This is a genomic window from Longibaculum muris (assembly GCF_004343035.1).
Lineage (GTDB): Bacteria > Bacillota_I > Bacilli_A > Erysipelotrichales > Coprobacillaceae > Longibaculum > Longibaculum muris.
In genome coordinates this window covers 59,700-75,699 of record NZ_SMCQ01000003.1, presented here as the reverse complement: position 1 = coordinate 75,699, position 16,000 = coordinate 59,700, and the positions used below count along the sequence as shown (strand labels likewise).

At 32.7% G+C, this 16,000-nt stretch carries 11 protein-coding genes and 1 tRNA gene; 11 read left to right on the top strand and 1 reads right to left on the bottom strand.

The features are described 5' to 3' along the window. Positions 1–49: 49 nt before the first annotated feature. From epsC to EDD60_RS16330, 6 genes are all read left to right on the top strand, one after another. Positions 50–586: a serine O-acetyltransferase EpsC gene (epsC, locus tag EDD60_RS03680; protein WP_066448904.1), complete on the top strand. Its 537-nt coding sequence runs from the start codon at positions 50–52 to the stop codon at positions 584–586. Next, positions 558–1,160 carry a phosphatase PAP2 family protein gene (locus EDD60_RS03675; protein ID WP_066448903.1) on the top strand — a complete coding sequence of 201 codons (603 nt, stop codon included), beginning with the start codon at positions 558–560 and terminating at the stop codon, positions 1,158–1,160. Before epsC ends, EDD60_RS03675 begins: the two co-directional genes overlap by 29 nt. A gap of 21 nt (positions 1,161–1,181) precedes the next feature. After that, on the top strand, positions 1,182–1,361 hold the full coding sequence (locus tag EDD60_RS03670; protein ID WP_066448901.1) for a hypothetical protein: 180 nt from the start codon (positions 1,182–1,184) through the stop codon (positions 1,359–1,361). Positions 1,362–1,531: 170 nt separating this feature from the next. Further along, positions 1,532–1,607: transfer RNA gene (locus EDD60_RS03665), tRNA-Arg, on the top strand. 329 nt (positions 1,608–1,936) lie between these two features. Then, entirely contained in the window at positions 1,937–2,563 is a 627-nt protein-coding gene (locus tag EDD60_RS03660; protein WP_243646626.1) for a ParA family protein, read from the top strand. Positions 2,564–3,397: 834 nt separating this feature from the next. Then, complete coding sequence (locus EDD60_RS16330; RefSeq protein ID WP_243646625.1) at positions 3,398–6,892, top strand: MBG domain-containing protein; 3,495 nt, start codon at positions 3,398–3,400, stop codon at positions 6,890–6,892. 844 nt (positions 6,893–7,736) lie between these two features. Here the strand turns inward: EDD60_RS16330 and EDD60_RS16710 are convergent. Continuing rightward, positions 7,737–7,835, bottom strand: a complete 99-nt coding sequence (locus EDD60_RS16710; RefSeq protein ID WP_396627786.1) for a hypothetical protein — start codon at positions 7,833–7,835, stop codon at positions 7,737–7,739. 310 nt (positions 7,836–8,145) lie between these two features. Here EDD60_RS16710 and EDD60_RS03640 point away from each other — a divergent pair, with 310 nt between their 5' ends. Genes EDD60_RS03640 through EDD60_RS03620 form a run of 5 tightly spaced genes read left to right on the top strand, consistent with a single transcriptional unit; the run spans position 8,146 to position 15,940 of the window. After that, positions 8,146–9,546 carry an SWIM zinc finger family protein gene (locus EDD60_RS03640; RefSeq protein ID WP_066448896.1) on the top strand — a complete coding sequence of 467 codons (1,401 nt, stop codon included), beginning with the start codon at positions 8,146–8,148 and terminating at the stop codon, positions 9,544–9,546. A gap of 12 nt (positions 9,547–9,558) precedes the next feature. Then, entirely contained in the window at positions 9,559–11,505 is a 1,947-nt protein-coding gene (locus tag EDD60_RS03635; RefSeq protein WP_066448892.1) for a hypothetical protein, read from the top strand. Continuing rightward, positions 11,506–12,594 carry an ATP-binding protein gene (locus EDD60_RS03630; protein ID WP_066448889.1) on the top strand — a complete coding sequence of 363 codons (1,089 nt, stop codon included), beginning with the start codon at positions 11,506–11,508 and terminating at the stop codon, positions 12,592–12,594. After that, entirely contained in the window at positions 12,594–14,792 is a 2,199-nt protein-coding gene (locus EDD60_RS03625) for a DUF5682 family protein (protein ID WP_066448886.1), read from the top strand. The genes EDD60_RS03630 and EDD60_RS03625 overlap by 1 nt, the downstream gene beginning before the upstream one ends. Then, positions 14,792–15,940 (top strand): VWA domain-containing protein, encoded by a 1,149-nt coding sequence (locus EDD60_RS03620; protein ID WP_066448883.1) that lies wholly within the window; start codon positions 14,792–14,794, stop codon positions 15,938–15,940. Before EDD60_RS03625 ends, EDD60_RS03620 begins: the two co-directional genes overlap by 1 nt. The last annotated feature ends 60 nt before the right edge of the window (positions 15,941–16,000 follow it).

The window sequence follows — 16,000 nt, the reverse complement described above, 5'->3', positions numbered from 1 at the left end:
TCTTTTGTTTATTTGTGGTTAAATAGTTAAACAAAGAGGGGTGAAAGTAATGGAAAAGAGTTTAATTTCAAGAATTTTAGAGATGGATCCAGCGGCTCGTAATCGTGTGAATGTCATCTTGAACTATCCTGGATTACATGCGATGTTCTTTTATCGTATTAATCACTTTTTATGGAATTGCCATCTTAAAATACTCGCAAGATTTTTAAGTCAATTTGCAAGATTCTTAACAGGAATTGAAATTCATCCAGGAGCGACTATCGGAAAAAGATTTTTTATTGATCATGGCATGGGGGTTGTGATTGGTGAAACAACGATTATTGGTAATGATTGTACCTTGTATCAAGGGGTTACATTAGGTGGTGTTGGAACTGGTGAACATAAGGTTAAAAGACATCCAACTCTACAAAATAATGTAATGATTTCTTCAGGGGCAAGAATTATTGGTGATGTGACAATTGGAGATAACAGTATTGTGGGGGCATCTTCAGTTGTTTTAAAAGACGTACCACCAAATTGTACTGTTGTTGGGGTACCGGGGAGAATTGTAAAAGAAAATGGGATTAGAGTCGATAAAGAATTATAGAAAATATATTGTGATATCATTGATGTTATTGGTGATTGATTTAATATGTTTTTATCAAGGATATTTTGAAAAGATAGATGAGACTTTCTATCAATTTCTAGCCAGCTTTCAAAGTGAACATATTACAATGTTGATGAAAACAATTACGTTCTTTGGTTCAACTGTTGGGGTTGTAATGGTTTGTTTGATATGTTGCTTGTTTCATTTTCAAAAGGGACTTTTAGTAAGTGTACATGTAGCTATAGTTGCTATTATGAATCAAATTATTAAAGTTATAGTTGCTAGACCAAGACCATCTGTTATCCATTTGGTTGAAGAAAATAGTTATAGCTTTCCTTCAGCTCATGCGATGGTTTCAATGACACTTTTTGGATTGATTGCTTATTGGCTTTATCCTCGTCATCGTTATCTTGCCATATTGATATTGGTGATTCCTATTTTCATTGGTATGACACGCATTTATTTAGGTGTTCATTATACAAGTGATATTATTGCTGGATTTTTATTTTCTATCACTTATTTAAGTATCGTGATTTCATTAATGAAGAATCATAAATGGCCTTCTTTTTCATAAAATGAACAAGGAGGTTTTTTTATGCCAATTGATCTTCAAGCAGGACTTTATTATTATGGTTTGGGATTGTTAAAAAGAGAAAATCATCTTTATTGTTTGGTTGATTTACAAACTGGGGAATGGTATGAAAAAATGACAATTTATTATATTGAGAAATTATTAAGTCAATGGAATCAAATAAGAATATCCCAATATCAATGAATCATAATTGAATTTTTTATTAAGCCATGTTAGAATAAACATGTTGTTATTTTAACATGCTTAATGTCTTTGTAGCTCAGTAGGATAGAGCATTCGCCTCCTAAGAAAAGAGCGAATCGCACCCCATTTCCCTGCCTATGAGCTGTTTTAGGGCAAATTATCACACATATACTTCGGTAGCTCAGTGGATAGAGCAATCGCCTCCTAAGCGATAGGTCGTGCGTTCAAATCGCATCCGGAGTACCAATTAAGCTTATTTTATGGGCTTTATGCCCATTTAACTAAGAGAGGATAATGGATTTATCCTAAGATTAGGGAGTTGTACAAATTGATTGTACTGCTCCTTTTTCTTTCAACACAGGGGTGCCCTTTTTATACATTAAAATTCAACAAATTTTGAATGTTTTCAACAGATACGTTAGAACATTCAATACACCTAAAGAGCACTTGAGAACATATTTGAACTAAATACACAAATTCATAACATATTTTATTCTATTTGTCATTAGATGAATAGTTTTTTATTTACATAGCCAACTTTTCAAGTTGTCTTAAAAGAAAGGAGGTCGTGAAACATGACATATGGAAAAATAATAGCAATTGCCAATCAAAAAGGCGGTGTTGGTAAAACAACTACAAGTATTAACTTAGCAAGTGCCTTGAGTTTGAAAAAGAAAAATGTATTGCTGATTGATTTTGATCCTCAAGGTGATTCAGGTAAAGCATTAGGTTATGATGTTGATACAATCAAGAAAAATATAGGCAATATGATGCTTGAAGTAATTGTGAATGATCAATGTGATTATGGAAGTATCTTCCATAATGATGAAGGATTTGATTTTATTCCTGCAAACACTCGTTTAGCAGCAATTGAAACAACGCTTACTAATCTTGAAAACAAAGATACTGTTTTAAAAGATATTATTGCGCCACTCAAAGATAACTACGATTATATTTTAATTGATTGCAGTCCATCTTTGGGTGAACTAACAATCAATGCGTTTGCCTGTGCTAATAGTGTGATTATCCCAACACAATCAGAATATCTATCATCTTCAAGTACAACGAATTTAATATCATCAATTTTAAAAACAAAACGTGATATAAATCCGGATTTATCTGTTGAAGGTATTCTTATTACAATGACTGATGATCGAACAACACAGTCAAGAAATATTCAAAGACAGATTGTCGAAAAGTAGGGCAACATTTTTCGGTATTTAAAAAGTGTATTCCTCGACGTGTTGCTATCAGCAAAGCATCTAGTGTTGGTCAAAGTATTTTCTCATACGATCCGAAGAATGATGGTGCTTTTGCCTATTTATCTTTAGCAAGGGAGGTGGAACAAAATGCCGAGAAAACCTTTAAGCGCAGTATAAATACCCGATTTCAATCTCGATGAGGATATACTGTTTAAATCAGATCAGTCAATAAGAGAGGATAATGCAATAAAAATTATTGATATTCCTCTTGATACGATTAGTGCCTTTCCTCATCATCCATTTAAAGTGCGAGAAGATAAGGATATGATGGAATTAAGCGATTCTTATTCCAATCCTGTGTTTACGGCTGAAGGAACAATGTGAAAGTCAAAGTTGCCGCGAAATTCATAGACACTCAAACAAAGGCAACTAACTTTAGTTTCGCAGTTTGAGCTTGTGCTACATAAGAATCCTACGGAAAGATTATAGTATAAGAACATAAACAAGCAGTATTGTCTTGCTTTTTCCTGCTCATGAATAATCTGTTTTTTGTTGAGGCTGTCTTTTATTAGATATTTTGCCTTGTTAGTCTATTTCGATTGTGATGTGATAATGGAAATGATATACTTATTTAAAGCCTATCAAGCCTTATACAACACTATAAATATTTATAATAAGTGGTTGACAGCCATGTTTACAAACTGCTACGCTTGCGACAGATAGACTGACAGACAAAATCTGTTCTTTTGGCATACAACCAAATAGAAACCATAACAGACATTGAGGATAGTGAAAAAACAGGAAAGGAACATACGAGAAAAGGAGAAGAATGAAATGGAAAAACTACAGAATTTAAAGAAAAAAGCCAGTGCTCTGCTGCTGGCGGTGACAATGACCCTAACCATGCTGCCACAACTAAGTACACCGGTTCATGCGGCAGAACTGCCAGACAATACACAATTTGCAATAAAAGATGAATTAATGCTCTTTAATACAAACAATAATGACGGAAATAAAAATCCAGCCAAGGTCTATTTCGGTAATAACGCTCAGCAATGGTGGATTGCAGGAAGTCAAACAATGAATAGTTTGACTTTATTTGCGACAAGTCCACTAGCAACAGATCAGTTGTTTGAACCTGCTTGGGATATTAATAAAACATATAGTGAAACTTGGGAATGTGATTATGCAAGTGATCCAGATGAAGTCTATCCAAATCACTATGGAGCAAGTCCTTTAAGAGATACATTAAAAGAATTAGAAAGTTCTTATTTTACAACATTAGAGCAAAATCTGATGAAAGATACAACAATCTATACTAATGATACGAAAAACAATACTGTGTATTCTACAACCGATAAGCTATATCTTGCCTATGGAACTGATTCTGACTCCAAACTTACAGTCGGTACCAATATACCGAATGCTCTAAATACTGGGCTTTTTATAGATTCGGAATATTGGGGAAACAGTGTTGCTTTTTGGATTCGTACGCCGTTCATTAATAATAGTTTTAGTGGGTTGGTCGCGGATCCGCATAATAGTGTGACCTTTGGGCAAATTAGCGAGTCTTACATGCTGGTGCCCGCCTTTGAATTAAATCTGTCATCTGTCATCTTTGCATCGGCTGCGCAAGCAGCATCATCTGAGGGAAATTTGGCATTGCAGGATACCGATGGGCAAGGGGCATTCACTTTGCGATACAAAACAGATAAACTCGGCTCTGCCTTGGTTTCTTATGATAAATCAAAAGTAGAATTAAAAGGTGTTCCAAATGGTACATATTTAGTAGTACAAAACAGTAATGGAGCATGGACGAAACAAATCACAAATGAAACAGAAGTTTCTGCAAGGGATATGAGTTTAGACAGCTTTGCGAATTGTAAAGTATGGCTGGAAACAACAGATACAACAAATAGAATGACCTATGCAACGTTGGCGACAGAAGAACAAAGATTTGATGTAAATATTACAGCAGGCAATAATTTAACTGTTACAAATGGTACACAAGGTGTTGTACAAGGTAGTGCGATTAGAGATATAACAGTAGAAGTAGTTGATAAATATTATCTTCCTGAGGGATATATTGACGGTATTAAAGGTTTGAATGGGTTGACTGCAACGGCAACAGATACAGGTTTTAAGATTTCTGGCACTCCTACCGCTGATGTGAATATCACACTTACAGAAGCAACACCTATGCCACAAGCACCAACTCCAAACTTTACAGAAAATGATATTAAAAGAACAAAGAGCTCACTGACAGTCAATGGCACGTTTGATGTGGTAACCTATGGCGATATAGAGTATCAATGGGATAGTGGAACTTGGGGAACAAGTCCTGTATTATCTGATTTAGAAGCTGGTTCAAAACATACAGTATCTGTCCGCTATCAAGGAAAAGGTATTTACTTACAATCTGCTGAAATAACAGCAACTGTTTCTACAAAGAAAGATGGGAAAGATGTAATCGATGAACCAACGAATTTAACAGGTATCTATGGACAGACATTAAAAGATGTAACCCTACTTACTGGCTGGACTTGGGAAAATAAAGGTACACCACTATTGGTAGGTACAAAGAGTTTTAAGGCTCATTTTGATACAAAAGAACTCGAAACAGATTATGATTTTACAGGTATAACCGGCTATAATGCACAAAAACAATATGTAGAACGTAAGTTGAGTGTTGAAGTATCAAAAGCAGATACATTAGTCGAAATGAAAGTGAATAACATAGATAAAGTCTATGACGGACAAGAAATGGCTAAACCAGAGATAGAAGTTACCGGAAGTAGCAAAACACCTGATTTTAAGTGGTATCAGAAAGAAGCAGATGGAAGCTATACAGAACTTAAATCTGCTCCTAAGGTTGTCGGAAGCTACAAGGTTGTTGTCAGTGTTGAAGCTGATGACAACTACAGCGCTACTTCTACGGAAAAAGAATTTGTGATTTCCAAAGCCAACAATGAGTGGACAGAAAATTTATCTATCGCTGACTGGGCATATGGAAATAATGCTAACAATCCAACTGCAAGCGCGAAATTCGGAACAGTTGAATTTACTTACAGTAACAAAGAAAACGGAACATATACAAGTGATGTACCATCAAATGCTGGCATATGGTATGTTAAGGCAAGTATTGCCGGAACAGAAAACTATACAGGATTGGAAGCTAAGACATCATTCGAGATTGCTAAGATAGATAGTCAAGTGACGATTACTACAAAGAATATGGATAAAGTCTATGACGGACAAGAAATGGCTAAACCAGAGATAAAAGTAACCGGAAGTAGCAAAACACCTGATTTTAAGTGGTATCAGAAAGAAGCAGATGGAACTTATACAAAACTTAAATCTGCTCCTAAGGTTGTCGGGAGCTATAAGGTTGTTATCAGTGTAGAAGCTGATGATAATTGCAACACTGCTTCTACGGAAAAAGAATTTGTGATTTCCAAAGCCGACAATGAGTGGAAAGAAAATTTATCTATCACTGACTGGATATATGGAAATAATGCCAATAATCCAACTGCAAGCGCAAAATTTGGAACAGTTGAATTTACTTACAGTAATGAAAAAAACGGAACATATAATGATAAAGTACCAACAAATGCTGGTATATATTATGTCAAGGCAAGTGTTGCTAGTAATGTAAATTATACTGGCTTGACACAAACTGTAGTATTTGAAATCACAAAGGCTGTGCCTGTCTATGACGTTCCACAAGGCTTAATGATGAAGCAAAACGAAACATTATCTACTGTAAAACTTCCAGAGGGCTTTGCATGGGTAGATGATACAAAGGTGCTTGATGAATCAGGCAAACATACATTGAAAGCTATTTTCACACCAGAAGATACAAATAATTATCAGAGTGTAGAGGTTGATATCATTGTTGAAGTCGTTGCACCTATAATACCACTTAACAGCATACCAACGATTCAAGCGAAAGATAAGACTGTTACAGTTGGAGATAAATTTGATCCGTTGAAAGATGTGAGTGCATTTGATAAAGAGGACGGTAATTTAACAAAAGATATCAAGGTGATTAAGAATACAGTGGATATGACAAAGGCTGGAACATATAAGATTATATATCAAGTTGTGGACAGCCAGAAGGCAACTGCAACGAAAGCAATCACAGTAACTGTCAAGGAAAAAGCTGGTTCACAAGATACTGTTAATAAGCCAGAAAAAGGCGACAATGAACAGATTATTATTGAAACTGGCGATGCAACGAACATCTTCTTGTGGAACATGACTGCTGTACTATCAGTTCTTGGCATTATCATTATCACAAGCAGAAAACGTAAAATGAGAAAAAATTAATAGAAAGCAGAGACTGACTATGAGATTATATAGAAGTGATATAATGTCCATATTGAGAGTTGGTGCAAAAGCCAGAGGAATTTCCCTGTTGAAATTTCATGTGGAATTGCAGACGATAACCGACGAACAGATGAATAGTCAAGATCCAGCAGTACAGGAAAACTACAAAAGTTATTTTTGAAATCGTGTGCCAACACCAGAAGAATACATCTGCACGATTTCCGATCGAACAAAACTAAAGATTTAAGACGATATGGCATCGTAGAGGAGGCTAGCCATATGGAACGCTTTAAGCACAGATCGACATCAGAAAACTCTCCTTTATAGCCTATCATTCACAACAGAATATGTTATTTCATTAGCTCATACAAAATTTATATTTTGTGTGGGCTTTTTATGCTTTTTTGATTAAAAATAGGATAATGTTCACTAACATATAAATATATTTCAACAAAAGGGCACAACTTATCAACAATAGGGTGCAACTTGAATATTTCAATATTCTTTCAACAAACACCCCAAAATACCATAGAAACACTTAGAAAACATGAGGGTATTAAAGGAACATAAAACAAAGAAAAAGCGTGATAAAACAAGGGCTTTTAGAGCATTTTAAGTGATTTAAGAAACATGAATTTTCTAATCTCCTAAGCGAAAGGTCAGCGGTTCGAATCCGCTCAAGGACGCCAATTTTACTGATAAATAGAGTGTTTATTGAATTTTTAGCAGACTGATTTGCTTTCAATTTATAGAAAACATTCTATTCATTTCATTAGCAACTAACATTTGTGTTGGTTGTTTTTTTACGTTAGTTAAACTTTTTTTATAGTTGTTTTACTAAAAATCATATTTTTTGACAGAAGGCATATTCTTTGGCTAGTAAATCTCTGTATTTATGATTTCTAATATCTATTTCACGATAACATCCATTTGCTATAGGAATTGTTTTTTTAATCTACAACTGATAATAGATTTTTTATTTCAATTATATCGTTTTTATGATTTTTTTCTTGGATGATATTTTTTATAGGTAATAAATAGTAAATGTCAGTATTTTTAAGCTTTAAATGTTATTGTTACATATCGCTAGATTTTTTAATTAAAATTTATCTTTTGATGCGTAAAGTAGATGGAAAAAATACTTTTTAATTGGTAAGTTTTTTACAAATTTAACTCTTATACTATTTATTCTCTATATATGTTAAAATAGATTTATGATATATAAAATATAGGATAAGATGGGAGGAAAACAAATGAGCATAAATGTTGCTTGGATAGAAGAACAAGCAGTGAATGCAAATGCATTAAAAAATGGGAGAGCTATTTATCAAAGTGGTAAATTTATAAAATTATATCGTTCAGCAGATGAGACTTTTTATATGGGAGAATGTCTTGGTAGCGGAAGTAAAAATTATATCACTTCTGTTGATTTTCAGGATCAATCTCATCCAATCTTTCGTTGTAATTGTCCTAGTAGACAATTTCCTTGTAAACATAGCATTGGATTATTATTTGCTATTGAAGATAAAGCAAATTTTGAGATTTGTGAAATTCCTGAAGATATTGTAAAAAAAAGAGAACGCCTTATAAAACGTGCTCAACCTAAAGATAATACAGAGAAAAAGCCTAAAAAAGTTAATAAAACAGGACAAAAGAAACGTTGGATGAAACAAAAAGAAGGGTTGTTTGTCTGTGAAACAATGTTGCAGGATATCACACGAATGGGAGTTGCTGCTTTTGTGAATAGTCAACTAAAAGATTATGAAAATATAGCAAAACAAATGAATGATTATTTTTTACCTGGAATCCAACGTCTCATCTTAGAACTTGTTATTGAAGCGAAAAATGCATTGACTAGTGATGCTGTTTATGATGGTGTAATTGCAAACATGCTTCGTCTTTATCAAATTGTTAAAAAAGGAAAACAATATTTAGATAAGAAAATAAATGAAGAAGAAATTACGCAGGATGATCAAATCATGGATGAATTACTAGGACATGTTTGGAATTTAAAAGAATTAAAAGAAGCTGGTTTTTATGAAGAAAACCAAGAATTCATACAATTAGGATTTTGTAGTAAAAATGAAGATACATTACAAATTGGTTATTGGTATGTTCACCCTCTCCAAGAGATACATAAAACAGTCAATATGCGCCCTTTAAAAGTTGCTAAATACATAAAAGAAGATGACAGTGTTTTAGAAAAAGTGAGAACATCCTGTTTATATCTCTATCCTGGAGTTAACAATCGTCGTATGCGTTATGATGAAAACTTTACAACTTGTGATATTGAAGCACAAGATTATGTACATATACGAGAAATTGCCAAAATAGATTTTGAACAAGTTATAAAGGAAGTCAAAAATCAATTGAAAAATCCTTTATGTGATCAAGAAATAGCAATTATATTGGCTTATGATCAAATCAAACAAAACCAAGATGATTTTGTTATGGTGGATGAATTCAATCATCAATTAAAACTTACAGCGATGGAAAGAACATCATTACATGCATTGACAACACTCCCTTCACAAAATCTACTATCAAAACAGTGTGCTTTAGTTATTTTTTCTTATGATTATCATACACATCATTTATTAGCAAAACCGATGAGTCTTATTAGTAACGAACAGATTGTTCGTCTACTTTATTAGGAGGTGTTGAAAATGTTACAACAAATTTTATTAGAATTACAATCACGCTTTCAAACAGGCTTGATTGCAGGTAGTCATATTTTGTTGAGTGATGAACGCCTTCCGATCCTTTTAAAAAAGGTTGAGGCATTGGCTCAAAAATCACCTGTATTTCAAAAGCTCTATAATCTTTGTCTAGCAATATTTAATGATCAAGACCATTTAGAAAACAATATTATGGAAGCTATGTCTTTTTTAGATGCTTTAATTATGACACAGGCACAATGGAAATATGAAGAAGATACCTATGATATTACAATTCTTACGGAAAAACCTTATACCAATATCAAGTATTCACAATTAAAACCATTGATTCAAGCATTAAGTCAACCAGGAAGTGGTCGCTATGAAATCATTTTATCAACTTGGAATAAATATCCTGATTTATTTCAAGATTATCGTGTTTTACCTTATGTCATTGCCGGATTAGGTGATTCTTATTCTGAAATCGCTAATTTATGTGTGGATATTTTAAAAAGCTGTGGTAAGAAAGTTGTACCTCTTTTAAAAGAAAACTTTAATCCTAGTGGTAAAAAAGAAATGTTAAGAAGAATTAGTTTGATTGTAGAATTAGCTGGTAAAGATGAAAACCAATTTTATTTAGATATGTATCCTTTATCTCAAACAGATATTCAAAAGCAAATCATTATAGGATTATCTTACAACTCTACAAATCGAGATTTTTTAATGAATATAGCTGATGTAGAAAGAGGAAAATTAAAGGAATATGCACTTTATGCATTGAGTCATATCCAAGATGATGAAGTAGATAAGTATTTATTGAAGAAAATGAAGAAAAGTCAAAAGACTTTGTTTTATACACTCTATTCTAACAATGAGGATATTAAGCAAATAATATGTGAAGATATTCAACAACAATTATCTAAAATAATGAAATATCAGCAAATTGAAACAGATAAAGAAGCAGTTGAAATCATAAAAAAATTATCTTTATTAGCATATAAAACAGGTCCACAAATTATTGATATTGTTGCTTGGATATTTGATCATGATGATAAGTTATGTATGGTCAAGGATAGTCAACAACATTTATTTGTTCAATTGGATAATTATAGCAATGTAACTCCATTGAGCTATATGGAACTTGAAAATAATCGTTACACAATCGCAGAATATGTTGCAGAAGTTATCTTGAATACCTATTTGGTTTATCAAAATGAAGAAAGTGAAACTTTAATAAAGACACTTTATGAACGTTATCCACAATTCATGACATCAGCTTATGCACGAATGTTATTGATTAAAGATTATAAACATGCTTATGAAACATTAACAACGCTCATTGACTGTCAAAAACCAAGAGATTTTTATTCACGTATCTTCCAATATGTTGAATATGACCAAGAAACAAAACAATATGTCTATCGTTCAAAACTGATATCATATCCATTAAAAACAGAAGTTATAACTATTGTTTTAGGTGATGAATTAGATCATCGTTGGATTGATTTGTTATTAGGAAAACAACAAATAACAAAAGGATTGTTTAAAAAAGAAGAAATGATAGTCTATGGTAATGAAATTCCATTATGTAGCTGTATTATGGTTCATTTGGCTTCAAAGGATAATTTAGAACTTAAAGATACTTTGATTGCATATTTTGAACAACATAAATCTACAGCTTGTCATTTGTATATTGAAAAATTATATCAATTACCATTAAGAGATGATTTACTCGCTTATTTTAAAAAACAAAATACATTTTTAAGCGGTAATCGTATATCTTATCATCAAATGGTTTCAATGTGTGAAACATTCTGTAATAAAAATGATGGTTTATATGTTTTAAAAGAAATCTTAACTTATTTAAAGAAGAAAACAAAAAGTGATTATGCATGGCAATTTTATGAAATTGAAAATGCTATTAATCGTTATGAAGAAAGTGAGGAAATAATCTAAATGAATCAACAAGAATATCAACGTTTACCTGCTGAAATCCTATTTCAATTAGAAATAGAGACCTTAATTAAAAATGAAAAATATCCTATCCCTGAAGGATGGAAGATGTCACCACGTTCAGTTTTAACTTATATTTGTGGAGGTAAAAGTGGGAATATGGACATTACTCCTAAATATATTGGAAATGAGCGTTTGGTTGAAATTGCGATTGCCACACTTGTAACTGACCGCGCCTTGCTTTTAATTGGTGAACCAGGAACAGCAAAATCTTGGTTAAGTGAACATCTATGTGCTGCCATCAATGGTGATTCTACAAAAGTGATTCAAGGAACAGCAGGAACAAGTGAAGAAGCAATTCGTTATTCATGGAATTATGCGATGTTGATTGCTAAAGGTCCAAGTGAAGAAGCCTTAGTGAAAAGTCCATTGTTAAACGCTATGGAAACAGGTAGCATTGTTCGTTTTGAAGAAATAAGTCGTTGTGCTAGTGAAGTGCAAGATGCCTTAATTTCTATTCTATCAGAAAAACGTGTTTCTATTCCTGAGTTAAATATGGAAATTCCTGCAAAAAGAGGTTTCTCTTTAATTGCAACAGCCAATACAAGAGATAAAGGTGTTAATGATATGTCAGCAGCGTTAAAACGTCGTTTTAATATTGTTGTTTTACCAGCCCCTAAAGATTTAAAGACAGAAATGGAGATTGTTGAACAACGTGTTGGACAATTATCTGCTTCACTTGGTTTACAAGCTAAAGTTCCTAGTGTAGATGTTATTGAACGCGTTGTAACTATTTTTAGAGAGTTAAGAAATGGAATAACAATAGATGGTAAACAAAAAGTCAAAACAACAACGGGGGTTTTATCTTCGGCTGAAGCGATTTCTTTATTAGCTAATAGTATGGCATTAGCAGCTAGCTTTGGTGATGGGAAAATCCGTGTTCAAGATGTTGCTGCAGGATTACAGGGAGCAATTGTAAAGGATGAATCAAAAGATGCATTGGCTTGGAAGGAATATTTAGAAAATATTTTAAAGAAAAAAGGCATGTCTTATTATGATCTTTACCATGCTTGCATGGAGCTTAATCAGTGATGGAAAATATTTTTGGAATCCGTCATTTATCACCAGCATCGGCTTATCACTTAAAGCATTTTCTTGAGCAAAAAAAGCCTCGCTTTGTTTTAATTGAAGGACCTAGTGATTGTAATGATATGATAGAAGATATTGTACAAGATGATTTAATACCACCTTTTGCAATGATGTCATATACAATAGATACACCGATTCAATCTTTGTTATATCCATTTGCTAATTATTCACCAGAATATGTTGCTATGAAATGGGCTTATCAACATCATATTCCTTGTGCTTTTATGGATTTACCTTCATCAGCTTTTTTAACAATGGAAGAATCTCAATTACAACAAGATAAAGTTATTGATTTGGATATGGATGTTAATGATCAATGGGAACGTATTTTTGAGCATGTAGATGATACATTTCAGTTTAAAGAAGCAATAACTTTGTTTGCTCATCACTTGCGTGAGCTTAATCCACCTGATGGGCAAACTTGTTTACGTGAAGCTTATATGAAAACCACGATAGAAAAAATCAAGGAAACAGGTTTATTAGAAGATGATATTGTTGTGGTTTGTGGAGCTTTTCATATTGAAGGAATTCAACAAGCAACATGTTTAAGTGATAATGAGTATCAAAAAATCAATCAAAAATTAGTCAATCGTACATTGATGCCTTATTCATATTTTCGTTTATCATCACTCTCTGGTTATGGAGCTGGAAATAAAGCACCTGCTTATTATGAGTTGTTGTGGCAACATATGTTAGAAAATCAACCTAAACAAGCTGCCTATGATTATCTTTCAAGAATCTCTTTATATCAAAGAGAACATGGTTATAACTGTTCAACTGCGCAGGTGATTGAAGCCCTGCAATTAGCACAAATGCTAGCAGCTATGCATCAAGAAACATTACCATCTTTACAAGATTTAAAAGATGCAGCAATTGCTTGTATGGGACAAGGAAGCGAAAGTCAATTAATGGAAGCTTTTATAGCTAATGATATTGGAACAACAATGGGATACTTACCTAAAGGTATGTCCAAAACAGCTATTCAAAATGATTTTTATAGTCAATTAAAACAATTAAAATTAGAACGTTTTCAAACTATTGTTGCCACTCCTTTAGAACTTGATTTACGTGAAAACACAACTGTAAAATCAAAAAATTCAGCTTTTTTAGATCTTCATCGTTCTTGTTTTTTACATCAATTGCGTTTTTTAGAGATTCCTTTTTGTGCATTATTGCCTAGCAAACAAGACACTGCAGATTGGAAGGAAACTTGGGAGTTAAAATGGAGTAGTGAAGCTGAAATTATCTTAATTGAAAATTCATTATATGGTGAAAGTATTGCCTATGCAACTCAGTTTTGTATAAAACAAAAACTAGAACAAAGTACTAATATGAGTGAATGTGCTTTTTTAATGGAAGAAGCTTTTTTATGTGGTTTACCAGATAGTTTGTTACATGCTTTGCAGGCTGTTCAATCCTTAGCAATTGATTCTTCATCATTTGAAGATATTGTTTCAACTGCTAAACGTTTAAGTCGAATTATGCGTTTTGGAACCTTGCGACATAGTGCCAATGAAAATATTGAACCCTTATTTCATCAATTGTTTTATCGTGCGCTTTTGTTATGTGTTGAAAGTTGTCAGTGTGATGATAAAGTAGCACATACAATCATGGAAGCAATGAAAACAATGAATGACTTATCTATTCAACATGATCATTATATGGAAGAAGAATGGCTACAAGTTTTAGTTGAACTGATTCATCGTGATGATATGAATCCTTTCTTGAGTGGTTATGCTACAGCTATTTTGCTAGAACGTGGATTCTTACAGGAGAATGATTTTCAACAGATTCTTACTTATCATATATCCCAAGGAATATCTGTAGATATTGCTGCTAACTGGTTTGAAGGTTTTATGATGCGAAATCACTATGCTTTGATTGCACGTTCTTTTGTTTGGAAACAACTTGATGAATATATTCAAGATTTAGAGGAACAAGATTTTTTAAGGGCATTGTTATATTTAAGGAGAGCTTTTGGAACTTATAGCGCAAAGGAAAAGCATGATATAGCTAAGAATTTAGGAAGTTTATGGCATTTGGATGAAAATAGTGTTGCAGAAGTATTAAATGGAGATTTAAAGAAGGAAGAACAAGATCTTTTAGATGAATTAGAAGATTTTGATTTTGGTGATTTTTAATGGAAAAGAATAAAGAATTATTACGTTGGAGATTGATTCTCGGTGAAGAAACACAAAATGATTTTCAAGACATGGATAAAAACTTTTTGTTAAGTGATAAGGATTTACTGATGGATGCAACATTATCAGCTATTTATGGAAGTAAGAGTATACAAAGTCAAAGAGGTGGGGCTGGCAAAGAGTCAAGTCGACCAAACATTTCTAAATGGATGAAGGATTTACGTTCGTTATTTGATACTGATTTAGTTAAAGTCATTCAACAAGATGCCATTGAACGTAATGGCTGGAAAGAACTCTTAATGGAACCAGAGTTACTAGAACAATTAGAACCCAACTTAGAAATGGCAAGTGTCTTATTAACTTTAAAAGATATGATTCCTTCTAAATCAAAAGATCAAGCGAGAATCTATATTCAAAAAATTGTTGATATTATTAATCAACAAATCGCAACAGATTTAAAACGTAGTGTATTTGCGGCTATTCAAAAAAGGGAACATTCTGTTTTACCTAGTTCCACTGCTATTGATTTTCCATATACAATACGTAAAAACTTAAAACATTATTCTCCTGATTTAAAAACAATTATTCCTGAACGTGTTTACTTTTTTGATCGTAAACAAAAGAGTAATCATTTTCATGTTATTTTGGATATTGATCAAAGTGGTTCAATGTCGAGCTCAATTATGTATTCTTCACTTACGGCATGTATTTTAGCTAGTATGAATGCTGTGAAAACAAATGTTATTGCTTTTGATACAACAGTTGTTGATTTAACTGATTTATGTCAGGATCCGGTAGATTTGTTATATGGTTTTCAATTAGGTGGAGGAACAGATATTCATAAATCTGTTAAATATTGTGAACAGCTCATTGAACAGCCTGATCAAACAATCTTCTTTTTGATATCTGATTTAGATGAAGGTGGCAACCATGCAGGTTTATTGCATCGTTTACAAGAAATACAAGAATCTGGTGTAACAGTTGTTTGTCTTTTAGCTATCCAAGATGGAGGAAAGCCATATTATAATAAAGACATGGCACAAAAAGTCGCAAATCTAGGGATTCCTTGTTTTGCCTGTGCACCTTTAAAACTTCCTGATTTATTGTATGCAGTTTTACAAAAACATGATTTATCATCATTTTCATAAGATATTGTATTTCAAGAATAGCTGTTATAAAATATATATAACAGAAATCGGGGGAATTTA